Here is a 16,695-nt window from a genome sequence, read left to right as displayed (position 1 = left end):
CGATGACCGCCGCTGTTTCCAACTTTTGCATTGCCCTCAAATCGCTTCCGCAGCGCGCGGATGCGTGGCGGGAAAAATGGCAAGGTCTCGAATTTGGCATCCAGGGAATGTTGGCGACCTCTCTCGCTTTTTACGCCGCCATCTTGCTCGATCTCAAAACTCCCTACTCCGCCGCACTCACGGTTTGGGTCGTGGCCAACACCCAGCCGGGTCAAGTTCTCGCCAAGAGTTTTTATCGCATCGTCGGCACCCTGGTAGGGGCAAGTTTTGCCATTTTCCTGGTGGCCACGATGGATAACATGCCAGTGCTGATGTTCACTTCACTGGCTCTGTGGGTAGGAGTCTGCACTGGCTTGGGCAATCTTTTCCGGCACTTCCGCACCTATGCCGGGCTGCTTTCCGGCTACACCGCGGCGTTCGTCCTGATCGGAGCACAAACCCAACCTGATCAAGTGATGAACGTCGCGCTGGACCGGACCGCTAGCATCGTCATCGGCGTGCTCAGCATGTCCCTGGTCTGCTCGCTGATCGGCAAAAGACGCAGCGGCAAACAGATGGAGGAACAGCTGAAGCGCGTTCAAATCCACCTACTGCAAGCTCTCACGATTCGGCATCAAACTCCGATCGATATCATCCGTGATCGACGACTCATGCTCAGTCGCGAATACATTGAGGCCGAAGAGAAGCTGGAATTTGCCGATATTGAAAACCCCGGCTTCCGTCATCGCATCCATCGCCGCCGCGCGATGACTGGCTTGTTGTTTGATCTGCTCGATGCAGGCCGTCATCAGCAGGGAGTTCATCCTTACCTGTTAGAAATTCAGCAGGCGCTGGAACCCGCCTATCAGGATGCGAGCCATACGATTCTGAACCAAACTCGCCATCGCCTTTCACAGATTCTTTCCAGAATGCGGACGGCGCCGGAGGCGATAGAACTGCAGCCCATCATCCAATCGCTAACCCCGTGGATCGAAAAACTGCAGCCCGCCGTCCTGGATCAGGCTTCGCTCAAAGATCCATTCGATCCAGATACCCGTGGCGCGGTAAGGCACATGATACGTACGACCTGCTCCGTACTTCTTGCCGCTGGTTTCTGGGGGCTGACCGGATGGCAAAACGGATCATCGTTCCTGATGCAAAGCGCGGCGATATGCGCACTGGCTTCGACCATGAACCGACCTGCCAAAGCCGTTCTCATGATGACCGCCAGCGTGGCCATCGCCGCAGTGGCCGGATTCTTCTGTGAGTTTTACCTGCTGCCACTCGCAGACAATCTCTTTTCGATGTGGTTGTTCATCGCCTTGGTGATGATCCCTCTGTCCTGTCCATTCGCTTCGCGAAATCCATGGCTGTCGGTGATCGGTGGAACCTCGGGATTGTTCACCCTCGTGACCATGCAACCGGCAAATCACATGAGCTATGATCCACAGCATTTCATGAATTTCGCAGCCGCAGCGGTTTTCGGAACCTTGTTCAATGTCCCGATCTTCGCGATCATTTTACCCACTCGGGAACCCCGGGAAGTCCGGAAAACTTTGCACCGCCTCACACGCCGTCTACCGGGCGTCCGCCATCCGAAGCATCAACTGAAACGACACCCGTGGAGAATCACCGCTCATCGTCTGCTAAACCAACTTCAGCAAAATCCCGCATCAACGCCGGAAGACCAATCCAGAGGGCTTGCCTTATATGACTTGGGATCGGGGCTGCTTTATCTGCAAGAAGCCGATGCGGATCTCGTGGCATTTCCGGATTTGCGGAAAGTTCTGAAACGCCTTCCTGAAAGCATTTATCGGCAAGATCCACATCTAACAGAAATACCGGACCAAGGTCTGGCATTGCTCACGGAAGCCAAATCCATGGATCCCGCACTGCAGGGTTTTCTGTCCGCTCAACTGCAGCAAATCAAGCAAAACGACGCATTCAACCACCTGCGATCATGACCATCGAATCCGAATTTCTGGGATTGTATTTTTCCTCCATTGTTCCGCGTTTCCTGCTTTCCCTGGCGGTTTGGTATCCACTGTCCCGGCTGGCCAGCGCGCTTGGATTCGATCGGATCGTTTACTTTCCCAACCTGTGTCAGCTCGCGCTTTTCCTGGCGCTGTTAGCTGCAAGCACCACCTTCTAACCGAATTCCCACAGACTCATGAAATCTCTATTTCGCTCACGCATCCTCCTGGCATTGGTGCGATGTTTCCTCACCCTCGCCTTCATATTCCTAGGCGTTCAAGCGGCCCGCCGCTGCTGGTTGCACTACCGGACCGAGCCATGGACACGCGATGGACGGGTGAATGCCGAGCTCGTAAAAATCGTCCCGGAAGTTTCCGGAAAAATCGCACAACTCCCGGTTGTCGACAACCAGCTGGTCCAAAAAGGCGATGTCCTTTTCACGATTGATCCAGAGAACTTTCAGCTGGCTCTCGAACAAGCGGAAGCCCAGCTCAAGACCCGCCAATCCGAACTGGATCTCGCCAAACAAAAAGCCGACCGCCGCGGCCTGTTAGTCAGCGCCAATGCGATCTCCGCCGAAGAGCAGCAAAGTGCCGATACTGCCGTCGCGGTTGCCCAAGCTGCCCTTGCCAATGCTGTCGCCACTCGCGATCTGGCAAATCTGAACTTAAGGCGCACCACCGTGGTTTCACCCGTGAATGGTTACATCACCAACCTCCACCTTCGACTTGGCGATTATGCATCCGCTGGCAGTCCGCAATTCTCGATCATTGATCGCGAGTCCTATTGGGTCGCCGGCTACTTTGAGGAAACAAAACTGCCTTCCGTCCATCCTGGTGATCTTGCTGACATTACCTTCATGGCAGGAACCGCTCCCCTGCGTGGCCATGTCGAAGCAATTAGCCGTGGCATCGCGGACAGCACGAGCAGCGGCACCGGCTTGGCCGACGTCGATCCGATTTTCAACTGGGTCCGACTCGCACAACGCATTCCTGTTAGAATCAAGATCGACACCCCGATCGACGACCGTTTCCTCGCCGCTGGCATGACCTGCAGCATTTCCGTCCACCCGAAAAGTCACACGCCTGAAGCAGCCGAACCGGATCACAACCCGTTCGCCTTTGCCTTCAAATCCTGGTCCAAAGAAGTTCCGGTTAACATGACTCATCGCAATCGGGATTCGTCCTAAAGTTCGATGGGAGGCGATTGTAGCTTGCCAAGTCGCAAGCTTTCCGCTGTTTCAACCAGAAACCGTATCAAGCCATGCAATTGCGAAACCTCCCACTCCTATTCTGCGCCGTATTCTCACTGGCAATTCCATCACTCGCCCATGCCCAAGCGGAGGAAGATGCCCAGCAACCAGCCACTGAGCAAGCGGCTCCAGAGGAGGACAAATTGGTCAAATTGATCCAGTCGATCGATTGGAAAACCGAAGGAACTTCGCCAATCGGCACCATGGCCCAGATTGAAATTCCTGATGGTTACTGTTTCACAGGAGCCGATGGCACCATCAAGCTGATGAGAGAATACGGGAACCTCACCAGTGGAGCTGAGCTTGGTTACCTTTCGCCAATGGACTTTAGCTGGTTTGCGGAATTTGAGTTCGACGAGGTCGGTTACGTCAAAGACAACGAAAAAGATAAACTCGATGCGGATGAGATCCTGAAACAACTCCGCGAGAACCAGAAAGCGGCTAACAAAATGCTCAGGGAAAGAGGATCGCCAACCTTGACCGTCGTCGGCTGGCACACCCCTCCATTCTATAACCCGGATACTAAAAATCTGGAATGGGCGATCAAGCTGCATAGTAGTGATGGCACGGACACCATTAACTATAAAACCAAACTTCTCGGACGGAGGGGAGTCATGGATGTGGTTTTGGTGTGCTCCGAGGAGCAACTTTCCACAGTCGTTCCGCAATATGAAAAACTGTTGAAAGGATTCACTTTCAAGAAGGAGGAGTCCTATGCGGCCTTCACCAAAGGTGACAAAGTGGCGAAATATGGACTTACGGGCCTCATCGTAGGTGGCACCTTGTTGGCTGCCGCAAAAACCGGCTTGTTGGCAAAACTCTGGAAACCCATCGCTGCTGGGCTTGTCGCCATCGGAACGATGATCAAGCGCATCATCCGCGGCAAAAAGCAAGAATCCATCTAACGGCATCCATGCCGGATTTCGCCAAACTCATCGTCGTCGCATTACTGATCTATCTCTGGGAATCCAGCCTATGGCTTCCCAGAAGGGCTGTCATACTCCGACGCCGCTGGTTCAAAAAAAGCTGGAAGGTGATCCGACCCGGCAATTTGCTGGCGACACCGCGCCTTGGCCTCGTTTTCCTTCGTCCGTTCCTTCCTGACATCGGCATCGCGCCTTGTCAGTCGCCGCCACTTTTGGTCGATGAACACGGACAATTTCTTAGCCAAAACACCGACGAAACATGCTCCGCAGTTGAAGTCAGAGATTGGGCAGATCTCCATGAATCGGCCAATTCGATTTCGGTGTGTGGAGAAAAAATCAGGATATCATCACCGAGAGCACTGGACCGACTGAGGCAGGGCAAGATGCTCGGCGAGTCAGTTTCAACGGCGGTTCTTGCGCAGTGGAACCAGGCACTCTCCCCCACCCGCGCGAAGCGGGAATGGCAACGCTGGCGGCTATGTTTCGAGCCGCTGGTCTTGATGGTTGGACTTCTAACAATCGGCATATTCGTCGCCCTTCCAGCCGCCTATCTGCTTCTTGATCAATTCGCCCTGATCGGGCTGGCCGCCTATATTTGGCTACTGATGTGGATGATTGCCGCCAGACTTTGGTGGATCTCAAGTCGCGTCTATCCGAAGCTCAAATCAGAAATCAGGACTGACGCGTGGCTGTGTCTCGTGGTGCCGTTTCATGCGATGCGGGCTATCGAAATGACGGCCGTCCATGCCATGGCCAGCACCCATCCTGCGGCGCTTATCTTGTCTTCAGGGGATACGGAGAACCGATGGCTTGCCGAGTTTTCCCGCAAGTTATTGTTTCCTCACTTGCAGGATCAATCCGACGCACTCCGTTGCGCGGCGCTCCGCCCACTCATGGATCGGGCACTGTCTCAATTCGGCAAATCGTGTGCCGACTACGATATTCCCCCGACCAACGAAAACGATCCTGAAGCAAATGCTTATTGCCCAAGATGTCACTCGCTCTATCTGCTGAAGGCTGCAACCTGCAGTGACTGCGGGGGATTAGCACTACGCCCATTCAATTTCACCCCTGCGACTTAGCTTCCGGCCATGGAGCGGAAGGTCAGGTTGATTCTTGGGGTCAGCACTTTTTTGGACTTGGGAATGCAGTGATGCCAGTGCGTTTGGGTTTCTCCTTTCATCACCAGAAGAGCACCGTGTCCGAGAATCAGAGATAGGGTTTCCTTGGTGATCTTGTGGCGGAATGAAAATTTACGCTCGGCGCCGAAACTCAAGGAAGCGATGCCGCTCCCACGCTTCAGCGACCGTTCATCATCACTGTGCCAAGCCATGCCCTCGTTGCCGTCATGATATAAGTTGAGCAGACACGAATTGTAAGCAATCCCAGTCCGATCCTCGACCAATTGCTTTAATTGAGTCAGCTCAACTATCCAAGGCAAGGCATGCTTGGTTCTGCCTGAATAGGTGTAGGAAAAATTCGCATCACCATACCATGCCACCTTTCTGGCGGTCACGATGTGCTTGCCGAAGATGACAGCCTCATCATGTTGCCACGGGATGGTTTTGAAAAGCCGGTCAAAATAGAAATCAGCATCGCTCCCATCCAAAAGCCGACCGTAATCATTCACGACCCCGTCATGAGGAAGAAAATTGGCTGCGGGGTCCGGTGAAAAAAGGTCCATCTGATTAGGAGTCTTCGCCTTCGCGATCCAGCAATGCGCGCTTGCGTTGAACTCCCCAGCGATAGCCGGAAAGTTCACCATCAGTCCTCACCACACGATGACACGGGATCGCCACCGCAAGAGGATTGGCGGCACACGCGCCTGCCACCGCACGGCAACTTTTCGGCGAGCCGATTTTTTCAGCAATGTCGCGATAACTCATCGTCACACCGGCTGGAATATCCCTCAGTGCTTGCCAAACCCGTCGCTGGAAGGATGTTCCGCGAATGTCCAGCGGCAAAGAAAGCCCGATCCGCGGGGCATCCACGAAGCCGATGATCAAAGCCATGGTTTGCTCATAATCCGGATCGCCACCCACCAGTTCCGCGCAGGGAAATCGGTCCTGCAATTGCTCTAACAACTGCCCCGGATCATCGCCTAACAAAATACAGCAAACGCCTTTCGCCGATGACGCCGCCAGAACCGCTCCGAGCGAACATTGCCCGATCGCGAATCGGATCATCTCGTCTTTGCCACCCGCCCGGTAACGCTTCGCATCCATCCCGAGCGTCTGCTTCGACTGTTCGTAAAATCGCCCACTGGAATTAAACCCCGCCTCATAAATCGCTTCCGTCACCGTGCTTCGCGTGGTGAGTGCCGATCGGAGTTTTTCCGCACGCACCCCATTGGCATAAGCTTTGGGAGTCAGACCCACGAGTTTTTTGAAGACCCGATGGAAATGATGCGGGCTCAATCCCGCCGCCTCAGCCAGCTCCTCCAGGCAAGGGGCCTCCGTCGCCTGATCGATCATTCGGCAAACCTTCGCGATCACTGCGGCATGTGGCGAATCCACCTGAAATGTTGAGCGGGTCTCGCCCATGACTTTCACATCCATGGATGAAACCTAGCCCATTTCAGCGCAAGAAAAACTCCGGTTCTTGCGATTGGCGAAACTTAACGCCGCGGGTGGATGATTTGCTCCTGCGCTTCAGGAGAAAGCCCGCTGGTTGCCAACCAGTTTTTCGCGGCCTCCTTATCGACACGATGGTAATAAATTTGTCCGGTGCGGATCAGCGTGTCCTCGCGGACTTTCGGGTCCTGCACCGAGTTTGCCCAGGCGATCGCCGTTTGTGGATCTTTGCCGACGACATTGGTTGCGAAGCCATTGATCGCCCAATCTTTTTGCGAAGATGCGGGCATCTGGTTGATGTATTCGCCGGATGCTTCCGGATTTTTGCGTGCCCAGTCGGCAAAGGCGGATTGCATGGCGTTCGAAGTATCTTCGCCGCCAGGAATCGATTCGAGCCACTGCACGGTTTGCTGTGGATCTTCTCGCGAATAACTTTCTGCAATTTTGCTCAATGCTGCAGCCCGCGCTGTGCCAGGTGGCAAATCCTGAGCCCATTCGGCGGCGGCCTGCGTATCTTCACTGCGCAGCATTTTCTCAGCTACCATCCCCATCATCCAATTGGCCCGACCGTCTCCATCCTGCGCGCGCTGGAGCACCAAATCCGAAGCGGCCTGTGGATCGGAATCGCTCAATCCATACACCACGCCGATCATGAGGCGGTTTTTCATCTGTTCGACATCGATTCCTTTGTCGGCGAAAAGTTTTGAGAGCGAAGGATCATCTGCGAGGCCATTGAGCCACTCGATCGCCGCGTGTGAATCCGCGCTGGCCCAACCGGCGATCGTCGCGGTCATGTCGTTCTTGTCGGTATCCGCCCCGAAAGCGACGGCTTTTGCGCCACCAATCGCCCCCCATGCGTAGTGAAATTCACGGAATTCCGGGCTATTATCGGGAAGATCGGCGATTTGCTCGCGGATCAATGTCGCGTTTTCCGCAGTCAGGCCCTGCAGAAGTTTGTCAAAGGCAAGCCGCCGCTCAATCGGGCTGCCGGCTTTACGAAACGTTTCGCCGAGATCCTCAATATCGCGACCGGTGAGCACCACGGCCGCCCGATCCTGAGAAAAAGAAGCCCGATCTCCCAGGCGGGCGGATCGTTTGTCCGATGAGCCATCGGTATCGCGGCGGCCTGCAGAACCAAACCAGCCAGAGCCGCCGGAATTCGCGGCGTGGTCCTGTGACGAATCCGCAGCCCCACCGTGTTTCGGAAACATTTGCGATCCGATGACGAATGACGCGATCGCAACCGTGCCCCACGCGCCGTGCACCCATGGAATTTGACTCAACCGAACGCTTTTCATGATCGAGCCTTACGCCACAACCGTGAATCAGTTGTCATAAAAATCAAACGCCTGGCATTTTGATCATCCGCAAACGGTCGCGGACTGAAATTGGCGAATCTGGTGCCAAAGCGGATTGATGGTAGCAGAGGGCGGATTTGAACCGCCGACCAAAGGCTTATGAGTCCTCTGCTCTACCCCTGAGCTACTCTGCCATCAATTTCCGGCGTTTCTTGCCGCCGGGGCAAACCGGGTATCGGCAGGACGGACTTTTGTCCATCGAAATCTTCCAAAACCTCAAATCCTGAGGAAATCCCCTCAGGTTTGACAGGTCGAGCCAAGCCGCACATGATCCGCATCCGTCCGAATACTTATGATTTTTAAAAGCCTCTGCCGCCACGCTGGAATCGGTGCGAATTCCTATCTGATCGAAACCAGCGCTGCACGGGTGGTCTTGGACGCCGGCATGCACCCGAAGCATGAGGGCAATGAAGCCGTGCCACATTTTGAGTTTTTGGAGCCGGGGAGCGTCGATTCGATCGTGATTTCCCATTCCCACCTCGATCACGTCGGCACACTGCCCGTGTTTTTGGAATCGCAACCACAGGCGAAAGTTTTCCTATCCCCGGAAACGGCCGAGCTTTCCTCGGCCCTGCTGCATAACTCGGTCAATGTCATGCAGTCCAAGCGGATTGAACTCGGCATCGCCGAATACCCGCTTTTTGACCACAAGGAGCTGGATCAAATCACCGAAACCTACGAGTTGCGCGGCATTGAGCGCCCGTTCGAGCTGGACCAGTATGGCACGCTGAAGGCGACTTTCCACGATGCCGGGCATATTCTCGGATCGGTCGGGATGACGATCAAAGGCGATGGGAAAACGATTTTCTACACCGGCGATGTCAATTTCGAAGACGCAACGGTCCAAAAAGGCGCATTGTTCCCGGAAGAACCGGTCGACGCGCTGATCGTGGAAACCACGCGGGGCGATCACGCACGGCGACCCGACTACGCTCGCTCTGACGAAGAGGACGCGCTGGCGGCTGCGATCCAGGGCGTGCTGGAACGCCGCGGCTCTGTGCTGATCCCGGTTTTCGCCATGGGTAAGACTCAGGAAGTCCTGGGGATGTTGCAGCGCTTCAAAAAAGAAGGGCTCATCCCGAAAACCACGCCCGTTTACATCGGGGGCCTGAGCACCAAGATGACGCTGGTTTACGACCGGCACAGCAAAACCTCACGCCGCAAGATGCAGGGGTTCCGCTTCATGAAAGACATGGAGATTGAGGCTGGAAAACGCAAGCGCACCGGCCCGATCCCATTTCTTCCCGGCTGCATCTACGCGCTGTCCAGTGGCATGATGACGGAGAAAACCGTGTCGAACAATTTCGCCCGCATGGGCGTGCTTGAGAACAAAAAACACGGATTGTTCTTTGTCGGCTATGCGGATCCAGAATCCCCCGGCGGCCGCATCCGCGCTGCCCAACCGGGCGATGAGATCCTGCTCGATCCGGCCTATCCGAAAGTAAAATTGAACTGCGAGGTCAAAACCTTCGACTTCAGCGGCCACTCGACGCGTGAGGCCATCGCCGATTACATCGTGAAAGTGCGGCCGAAAAAAGCCTTCCTCGTCCATGGCGACGAACCGGCGATCGAGTGGTTCCGCCAAGAAATTGCAGCACGTTTGCCGGATACCGAAATCATTGTGCCGCAGCCCGGCGAGCCTTACGAGATTTGATAGATTGCAATGCGGCCCACGTAGGAGAGGTTTTATCATGAAAGCCCTCCTCGCCTTGCCGTTTTTCCTCATCGGCTCCACGTTCGCCCAGCAGCTCCAGCGCCAGACATTGGCCGAAGGCCTGCATGACCCGATGAAACTGGCGATTGCCCCCGCCGGAGACATTTACATCGTCGAGCGGGAAGGTCGGGTGCTGCGTTTGAATCCCGATACTGGCGGACTTTTCAAGATTGGCGAGATCCCTGTCGAGGCGCTGCGCCAAAGCAATCCCGATAGCGACTACGCCCGGGAAGACGGTCTTCAGAGCATCGCGCTCGATCCGGATTTTGTGCATAATCAGCGGGTTTTCATCTACTACAGCCCACCGGATCAGATCGTCGACCGGCTTTCCCGTTTCACCCTCAAGGATGGCCTGCTCGACCTTTCCTCAGAGAAAATCCTGATCGACATCCCGCTTTACCGCGACCACCGGGTTTGTCACCACGGCGGCTGCCTCACCTTTGGTCCGGATGGATTGCTTTATCTCAGCGTCGGCGACAACACGAACCCGTTCGAGAGCGACGGCTCCGCTCCGATCGATGATCGGGAAGGCCACGAATTCGCCAATGCCATGCGCAGCGCTGGCAACACCAATGACCTGCGTGGTAAAATCCTGCGCATCAAGCCGACTGAAGACGGCTACGAAATCCCAAAGGGCAATCTTTTCCCACCTGGAACGGACAAAACCCGCCCGGAAATTTATGTGATGGGCTGTCGGAACCCCTTCCGCACCTCGATTGATCCCAAAACCGATGTGCTCTATTGGGGAGAAGTCGGGCCGGACGCCGGCAACGACACCCCTCGCGGGCCACGCGGTTACGATGAAGTGAACCAGGCGAAATCCGCCGGAAATTACGGATGGCCATTCTTTGTCGGGAACAACAAATCTTATTCCTATTTCGACTTTTCAAAAAATGAGCCGGGTCCCATGACCGACCCCGCAGCGCCGGTGAATCCCAGCCGCAGCAACACCGGCTTGAAAAACCTGCCACCGGCTCATTCGGCCTTCATCTGGTATCCTTACGCCAATAGCCCGGAATTCCCAGTGGTCGGGTCCGGCGGACGAAATGCCATGGCTGGGCCGGTTTTCTATTACGACTCCACTCGGAAGTACAACATGCTTCCCAAGCAGGATGACCACACCTTGCTCACCTACGATTGGATTCGTGGAAAAATCTGGAAAGCCGAGCTCGGAAACGACGAATCCCTCAAAAGCCTGACCGCCTACGCGGACGGCTTCAAATTGCCAATCGATCTGCAAATGGACCGGGATGGCAGTCTGGTGATGCTCGAATACGGCACCGAATGGTGGTTCAACCAAAACGGCCGCGTGTTCCGGCTTCTTCCGGCCGATGCCGATCAGGCACCGACCTTGAGCATCGCAGCAGGCGATGACCCGCTCACCTTCAAAGTCACCGAGGCCAAAGACCCGGAAAATGAGAAAATCGTCGTCGACTGGTGGCTCACCACCGGCACCACCGAGATCAAAGTTGGCAATGGCTCCAGCGTCACCCTGCCGGAAAACCACGGCGGCAGCGAGATCCGTGCGGTTGCGACAGATACTGCAGGAAATCACACGATCGCCCGCCAGAGCCTGATTCACGAAGAAACGCTGCCTCAAGTCGGCCTGGAAATCGCCGGGCATCCGCAGCAGCTCGGATTTGGCGAAGCATTTCAGTTCAAACTATTTGGCAACTTCGGCGACCATCAAAAGCAAGTCGAGGTCCGGGCCCGCTACATTCCGCCCACCGGCCATGACGCTGGCGGTCCACAATTCAGTTCAGAGATCACCAAGCTCATCGAGGCCAAGGCCTGCCTTGCCTGCCATCAAATCGACAAAACATCCACAGGCCCGAGTTATGTCCACGTCGCACTCAAGTATCGCGGCGACACAGCGGCCATCAGCCATTTGACCAACAAACTCAAAACCGGCGGTTCCGGGGTCTGGGGCGACGTTCCCATGCCGCCGCAGTTAGGTGCCAACGATGAAGAGATTCAGGAACTCATCAACGCCATCCTCCACCTTGGCGACGGCATCAGCGCTGTGTCAGGCGTGACCGAAGGCAAACTCGTTCTGTCCGAAAAACCAGAAAACGTCAGTGCTGGGGGCGCTTGGGAGATCAGCGCATCCGCACCCGGATTCTCCAGCTTCCGGACACGCATCCCCGCCAAATAAGCGGACTGGCTCCAATGCCACCCATCCATCGCGCGATTCACCCTCGCGCCGGATGGGCTTCAGGCATCAAGAGTCCCGAATTTCTGCTGCAAAATTTCACGTCGGAACGCGAAGATGGATCGAAGCTTCGCGCCAACAAAAAGCGCATGGACTACCTGCCCAATCCAACCCAAAGGCAGCCCATATTGGACGTGATCACACATGCGGACTCCACCATCGATCGCTTCAAAAGTATGCCGGTGATGCCAAAACTTGTATGGTCCGAAGCGTTGTTCATCGATGAACGAGCGACCCTCATCGACTGAAGTGATTTCCGTGACCCAGCCCACTCGAATCCCCGGGGCAATGCCGACTTTGTAGGCAATGATCTGCCCCTCGAACGTCTTGCCATCACCACCACTGATAATTTCGAATGGCACATCTCCGGGAGTGATCTCTTCCAGATTTTTCGGTGAAGAAAAGAACTCCCAAGCCTCAGCCATACTCATCGGCAAATCCTGTTCCTGCTTGAGCTGATAGAGTTTCATGCAGATCGAATCTGAACCCGCTACCACCGTGTCGCAAGTCGAAGCCACCATGTTTATTCTGAGGCGACAAGCTGAAGGAACACACGCGAACTTGATGCGGGAACGCGGACCATTTTTCGCAGCGTCTCTGAATCAGCATCGGCCAGATCCTCGACGTACTCCGAAGGCACTTCTTGCCAATCTTCCAGGGTATCGACACTCAGCATCGGCACCAAAGTAACATCGCCAAGAAACTTTCGAACACGGAACTCAAGTGTGAGGTAGGGGGTATCATCAATCGTCTCGACTCTAAAACTAGGCAAGTCCGCCGATGAGGGTTCTTTTGATAGGTTCATCGCATAGCGAACCAAGTTAGGAAGCCCATCTGCGAAGGGCGCAGCATGGGGGGCGGCTTGCGCTCCGAAAAGCGACTGCACGGTCAACCAACTTTCAAAAGTTCCATCAAATGGGCGAACCCGATAGAAAGTCACCGGTTCGGTCTCGTCATCGCTGAAAACAAAGGAATTTCCATCATCGCCCAGAACCAGCGTTGGATTCTCCCCGAGATCCGAAAGTCCCCAACCGCCATTGGTATCATTCAACACGGTCGACGTGATCAAGCCGGTACTCTCATTCCAACTGATCGTCCCTTTTTCACCACCATCCTGGCCTCCCGGATTCAATTCAACATCATCGTCCTGAACCAAATAATAGGTTCCATCTGACTCGATCGAGACAACAGTCATGAGTTCGTTATCCATCCGAAACCAAGCTCCAGTCAGTGACGTATCACCTGTGGAAATACGGGAAAAACCGTAACTTTCCCCATCAGCGCTTTCTAAATTCAGACTGGTCTCTGAAACCACCGTTGAGATTCCTGAAACCGTGCCTACTCCACTGGAAAATCCCCAATCTCCGCAGGTATCAAGAGTGACATTCACTTCCAAAGTGCCAGCATCAGAATTCCAGCTGTATGTACCTCTCTCGACACCATCCTGGCCACCTGGGTTTTCGACGCTGTCACCATCTTCAAAATAAGTGAACTCTCCGTTGGGTAAAAACGTCAGACAAGCCCCGCCAGCTCCGTTATCAAACGTCCAGCTGCCGACAATCGATGGGGAAGAAAGCAAAGTGCTGCTTTCAATCGTGATCGTTTGGTCACCGGTCAAGGTACTGACCTCGTCTTTCATCAGGTCGGTCACCTCAACGACACCACTGGATACGGTAACCACCGTAGATCCCACCGAACCATCGTCCTCATAGGATACATCAAAATTGGTCCCTCTAACACCTATCGAGGCGTTTTTTGTTCTGATCCCGAAGCTCCAGCCATCGCGGCTAGTCACAGCCGAGTTAAGCAATCCCTTGAGCAAATTGATCATGGTATCGAAATACCCCTCAGTCACGGGTTCAAACATTTCAACCACCATACTCGATGAAGGACTGACCGTGACGACAGAACCGTCAACAAATTGGATTCGCAGCAATCCTGTTGCTCCGGTAATGACCGTGTCATTGGTAAAAACCGGATCTCCCAAGGAAGCCTGGCTCGACGAGCCGCCCCGTGAAATCATGTGATTGGCCCCTGAAATGTAGCTAATCTCGCCGATTTTCACGGTCAACTGGAAGGTCGTTGAATCCGTTAGCTCACCATCGCTTACCGTTACGGTGATCGTTGATATGCCGGATCGATTGGCAACTGGTGTAATGGATACCATTCGATTTTCATCACTCCCACCAGTGGTGATATGATCTAACGGAACCAATTCCAGATTCGACGAATCGACCGTAACCACGAGATCCGAAGCTTCAGATTCTTCATCAGCAATGGAGAAATCGATTTCACCTGTCGTCTCACCGATTTGGATCACCTCATCTAAGATAGCAGAAATTGTGGGTGCAGTATTTTCAAAGTCGTAGGTAAAAGTTCCTGATCCCGTGAAGCTCCCACTATAGTTGAAATCGTCCTGGACCCCTGTATATGAGCCAGATGATGTATAAGTTCCCCCACCCGCTGAGGTAAACGTGAGCAAAACGGTGTTATGCTCCGTTTCTGAATCATCCCCCGAAGACCACACCGACGTATAACTCAATGTTGCCTTGCTCGCTCCAGTTTTGGTATAGCTGTAGGTCCCTGTGGTATTGGCAGCGGTAAAGCTATTTGCAGAAATAACGGATATCGACGAGCTATCCGAAACCTCACCAACATTGGAGTCAATATAAGTTCCCACAAATGCCGCAGTTGAGGGAAAGCTTAACTTGGCTGGTGCATCCTGAGCGGAAGCATAACCCACGGAGAGCATGAAAAGACCAATAACGAGGAGGAGTTGTATTATACGCATGTCTTTATGGATTGGCTATAATGTCTTTTGTCTGGAATACTTGGACTCCCTGAGGGCTGGCGTTCACTGGAAAGGGACAAGAAGATTGCCCCAGTGGTTTTGCAAAACAGCAAGAACGCCAAGCACTCTTACACCACCAGCGGTAAGCCTCCGAAGAGACTAAACCTCAGACATTTAAATATTTACTGTATGAATCTCCGCAAACTTTAGACTGAATTCATCAATCCGGGCAAGTTTGAGTTGTTACCCTGTATTTAAAAATATCGAGGCTCAACTTTGACCATCCGTTGTAGAACACCTTAATTCAGACGTTTGCGTATCTTCTCAATCGCCCAGGCAGCATGCTCTGCAATCAGCGGATCCTCATCCGCCGCAGCTCGCTCCAGCGCAACAAGGTCTTCAGACGTCCCGGTATTTCCGAGTGCCACGCACACATTGCGCAGAAAGCGCGGACGCTTGATTCGTTTGATCGGCGACTTGGCAAATAGAGCTCGGAAGCCTTCCTCATCCAGATCCAGGAAATCACGCAGGCTTTTCGCAAACACTTCTCCTCGCGCATGAAACCAGAGATCACGCGATTTCTCGGCAAATTTATTCCACGGACACGCATCCAGGCAATCATCACAGCCATAGATCCGATCGCCCATCGCCTCACGGAACTCCTCGGGAATTGGCCCCTTGTGTTCAATGGTTAGATAGGAAACACAACGTCGGGCATCGACACGTCGTGGCGCGGTGATCGCCTGGGTAGGACATGCGGTGATGCAACGGGTGCATTTGCCGCAATGATCACCGAAGGGCTCGTCCGGTTTGAGATCGAGAGTTGTTAGAAGCTCGGCCAGGAAAAACCAGGCACCCAATTTCCGATGGATCTGCACCGTCGATTTGCCATTCCAACCGAGGCCGGAGTCGCTTGCAAAATCACGTTCCAGCACAGGACCGGTATCAACGTAGTATCGATTTACCCCGCCGAGTTCCTGCAGGCGCAGGTCGAACTCCTTGAGTTTCTTCCAAATCAGATCGTGATAATCATTATTCCAGGCGTAGCGCGCGATGCGATACCCACCTTCCGCTCCGTCCGGAAAAGGACTACGACCCGGATAGTAGTTCAGAGCCAGGCAAATGATTGATTTGCAACCAGGCAGGACCTCGCGCGGATCGCAGCGGCGTTCCGGTGTCTTTTCCATCCAGGTCATCTCGCCGTGTTTTCCTTCGGCAATCCAATCCTGAAAAAGCCCGGCATGGCTCGCCTGCTTCGCGATCGCGATGCGGCAGTCATCGAATCCGAGCTCGGCCGCCAGCGCTTTGACCTGCTGCTCCATCATTCGTTAGATCCGCGTGAAAAAATAGCGCGCGCTTTCCAAAATCCCCGTAGCCACTTCCGCGGAATCCAACCCCGCGGTGTCCACCTTCAGATGCGCGGACTGCGCATACCAAGGCTTGCGCTGTTCCAGCAAAACCCGGGCTCGCTCAGCCGCATCCGGCCCGTTCAAAAGTGGCCTGTCACGATTTCTCGATGTCCGTTCCAGAATCGTTTCGATCGGCGCATGTAGCCAGACCACATACCCCAACTGCCGTAGCAGCGCCCGATTTCTCTCCTGGGTCACCACTCCACCACCGGTTGAAATGATGCGGCGACTGTCATCGATTTCCGCCATTTCATGAAGCAACTGGCTCTCCATGGAGCGGAAGGCAGCTTCGCCTTTTTCTTCGAAAATCTTTGCAATCGGGCGTCCCTCGCGCTGTTCAATCACCGCATCCATATCGACCAATGAATAGCCGAGCCGATGGTGCAGCTCACGCCCCACCGTCGTCTTTCCACTTCCCATGAAACCGATCAGAACGATGTTCTTCGGTGTCTTGCCCGACTCAGTCATGTCTGACTCTAACCTGACGACGTCGATTTAAGAAACCGC

At 54.3% G+C, this 16,695-nt stretch carries 14 protein-coding genes and 1 tRNA gene; 7 read left to right on the top strand and 8 right to left on the bottom strand.

The features are described from left to right. Positions 1-2: 2 nt before the first annotated feature. The 5 genes from JIN85_RS10240 to JIN85_RS10220 all read left to right on the top strand — a co-directional run bounded on the left by JIN85_RS10240 (position 3) and on the right by JIN85_RS10220 (position 5,213). Positions 3-1,943 (top strand): FUSC family protein, encoded by a 1,941-nt coding sequence (locus JIN85_RS10240; protein WP_200270301.1) that lies wholly within the window; start codon positions 3-5, stop codon positions 1,941-1,943. After that, positions 1,940-2,131, top strand: coding sequence for a DUF1656 domain-containing protein (locus tag JIN85_RS10235; protein WP_200270300.1), 192 nt, complete (start codon positions 1,940-1,942; stop codon positions 2,129-2,131). The genes JIN85_RS10240 and JIN85_RS10235 overlap by 4 nt, the downstream gene beginning before the upstream one ends. An 18-nt stretch (positions 2,132-2,149) precedes the next feature. Then, on the top strand, positions 2,150-3,142 hold the full coding sequence (locus JIN85_RS10230) for an efflux RND transporter periplasmic adaptor subunit (protein ID WP_200270299.1): 993 nt from the start codon (positions 2,150-2,152) through the stop codon (positions 3,140-3,142). A gap of 74 nt (positions 3,143-3,216) precedes the next feature. Next, positions 3,217-4,110, top strand: coding sequence for a DUF2167 domain-containing protein (locus JIN85_RS10225; RefSeq protein WP_200270298.1), 894 nt, complete (start codon positions 3,217-3,219; stop codon positions 4,108-4,110). An 8-nt stretch (positions 4,111-4,118) separates the two neighbouring features. After that, positions 4,119-5,213: a hypothetical protein gene (locus tag JIN85_RS10220; RefSeq protein ID WP_200270297.1), complete on the top strand. Its 1,095-nt coding sequence runs from the start codon at positions 4,119-4,121 to the stop codon at positions 5,211-5,213. Here JIN85_RS10220 and JIN85_RS10215 read toward each other — a convergent pair. The 4 genes from JIN85_RS10215 to JIN85_RS10200 all read right to left on the bottom strand — a co-directional run bounded on the left by JIN85_RS10215 (position 5,210) and on the right by JIN85_RS10200 (position 8,196). After that, a complete protein-coding gene (locus JIN85_RS10215; protein ID WP_200270296.1) occupies positions 5,210-5,815 on the bottom strand; it encodes an alpha-ketoglutarate-dependent dioxygenase AlkB family protein in 606 nt (201 codons plus the stop codon). The genes JIN85_RS10220 and JIN85_RS10215 overlap by 4 nt on opposite strands. Positions 5,816-5,819: 4 nt before the next feature. Beyond that, complete coding sequence (locus tag JIN85_RS10210; RefSeq protein ID WP_200270295.1) at positions 5,820-6,689, bottom strand: methylated-DNA--[protein]-cysteine S-methyltransferase; 870 nt, start codon at positions 6,687-6,689, stop codon at positions 5,820-5,822. Between the two features lie 59 nt (positions 6,690-6,748). Continuing rightward, on the bottom strand, positions 6,749-8,002 hold the full coding sequence (locus JIN85_RS10205; protein ID WP_200270294.1) for a hypothetical protein: 1,254 nt from the start codon (positions 8,000-8,002) through the stop codon (positions 6,749-6,751). A 119-nt stretch (positions 8,003-8,121) separates the two neighbouring features. Continuing rightward, positions 8,122-8,196 (bottom strand) — tRNA-Met (locus JIN85_RS10200). A 158-nt stretch (positions 8,197-8,354) separates the two neighbouring features. Between JIN85_RS10200 and JIN85_RS10195 the strand changes: the two genes are divergently transcribed. Further along, positions 8,355-9,716 (top strand): MBL fold metallo-hydrolase, encoded by a 1,362-nt coding sequence (locus JIN85_RS10195; protein WP_200270292.1) that lies wholly within the window; start codon positions 8,355-8,357, stop codon positions 9,714-9,716. A gap of 37 nt (positions 9,717-9,753) precedes the next feature. Continuing rightward, positions 9,754-11,931 (top strand): PQQ-dependent sugar dehydrogenase, encoded by a 2,178-nt coding sequence (locus JIN85_RS10190; protein WP_200270290.1) that lies wholly within the window; start codon positions 9,754-9,756, stop codon positions 11,929-11,931. A gap of 59 nt (positions 11,932-11,990) precedes the next feature. Here the strand turns inward: JIN85_RS10190 and JIN85_RS10185 are convergent, their stop codons facing one another. From JIN85_RS10185 to JIN85_RS10170, 4 genes are all read right to left on the bottom strand, one after another. Then, positions 11,991-12,458, bottom strand: a complete 468-nt coding sequence (locus JIN85_RS10185) for an SRPBCC family protein (protein WP_200270288.1) — start codon at positions 12,456-12,458, stop codon at positions 11,991-11,993. 53 nt (positions 12,459-12,511) lie between these two features. Beyond that, positions 12,512-14,779 (bottom strand): FecR domain-containing protein, encoded by a 2,268-nt coding sequence (locus JIN85_RS10180; protein ID WP_200270286.1) that lies wholly within the window; start codon positions 14,777-14,779, stop codon positions 12,512-12,514. A gap of 299 nt (positions 14,780-15,078) precedes the next feature. Beyond that, positions 15,079-16,104 (bottom strand): tRNA epoxyqueuosine(34) reductase QueG, encoded by a 1,026-nt coding sequence (gene queG / locus JIN85_RS10175; RefSeq protein ID WP_200270284.1) that lies wholly within the window; start codon positions 16,102-16,104, stop codon positions 15,079-15,081. A gap of 3 nt (positions 16,105-16,107) precedes the next feature. Then, complete coding sequence (locus JIN85_RS10170; protein WP_200270282.1) at positions 16,108-16,656, bottom strand: shikimate kinase; 549 nt, start codon at positions 16,654-16,656, stop codon at positions 16,108-16,110. Positions 16,657-16,695 lie beyond the last annotated feature (39 nt).

The sequence above is a fragment of the Luteolibacter pohnpeiensis genome, from assembly GCF_016595435.1.
In the GTDB taxonomy this organism is placed as follows: domain Bacteria; phylum Verrucomicrobiota; class Verrucomicrobiia; order Verrucomicrobiales; family Akkermansiaceae; genus Luteolibacter; species Luteolibacter pohnpeiensis.
This window is presented reverse-complemented; position numbering and strand designations above follow the sequence as displayed.

What these genes read in the sequence shown, in the direction of transcription:
- JIN85_RS10230 (WP_200270299.1), top strand. Translation starts at nt 2,150, where the DNA reads ATGAAATCTCTATTTCGCTCACGCATCCTCCTGGCATTGGTGCGATGT.
- queG (WP_200270284.1), bottom strand. Translation starts at nt 16,104, where the DNA reads ATGATGGAGCAGCAGGTCAAAGCGCTGGCGGCCGAGCTCGGATTCGAT.
- JIN85_RS10185 (WP_200270288.1), bottom strand. Translation starts at nt 12,458, where the DNA reads ATGAAACTCTATCAGCTCAAGCAGGAACAGGATTTGCCGATGAGTATG.
- JIN85_RS10215 (WP_200270296.1), bottom strand. Translation starts at nt 5,815, where the DNA reads ATGGACCTTTTTTCACCGGACCCCGCAGCCAATTTTCTTCCTCATGAC.
- JIN85_RS10170 (WP_200270282.1), bottom strand. Translation starts at nt 16,656, where the DNA reads ATGACTGAGTCGGGCAAGACACCGAAGAACATCGTTCTGATCGGTTTC.
- JIN85_RS10190 (WP_200270290.1), top strand. Translation starts at nt 9,754, where the DNA reads ATGAAAGCCCTCCTCGCCTTGCCGTTTTTCCTCATCGGCTCCACGTTC.
- JIN85_RS10235 (WP_200270300.1), top strand. Translation starts at nt 1,940, where the DNA reads ATGACCATCGAATCCGAATTTCTGGGATTGTATTTTTCCTCCATTGTT.
- JIN85_RS10240 (WP_200270301.1), top strand. Translation starts at nt 3, where the DNA reads ATGACCGCCGCTGTTTCCAACTTTTGCATTGCCCTCAAATCGCTTCCG.
- JIN85_RS10205 (WP_200270294.1), bottom strand. Translation starts at nt 8,002, where the DNA reads ATGAAAAGCGTTCGGTTGAGTCAAATTCCATGGGTGCACGGCGCGTGG.
- JIN85_RS10180 (WP_200270286.1), bottom strand. Translation starts at nt 14,779, where the DNA reads ATGCGTATAATACAACTCCTCCTCGTTATTGGTCTTTTCATGCTCTCC.
- JIN85_RS10220 (WP_200270297.1), top strand. Translation starts at nt 4,119, where the DNA reads ATGCCGGATTTCGCCAAACTCATCGTCGTCGCATTACTGATCTATCTC.
- JIN85_RS10225 (WP_200270298.1), top strand. Translation starts at nt 3,217, where the DNA reads ATGCAATTGCGAAACCTCCCACTCCTATTCTGCGCCGTATTCTCACTG.
- JIN85_RS10195 (WP_200270292.1), top strand. Translation starts at nt 8,355, where the DNA reads ATGATTTTTAAAAGCCTCTGCCGCCACGCTGGAATCGGTGCGAATTCC.
- JIN85_RS10210 (WP_200270295.1), bottom strand. Translation starts at nt 6,689, where the DNA reads ATGGATGTGAAAGTCATGGGCGAGACCCGCTCAACATTTCAGGTGGAT.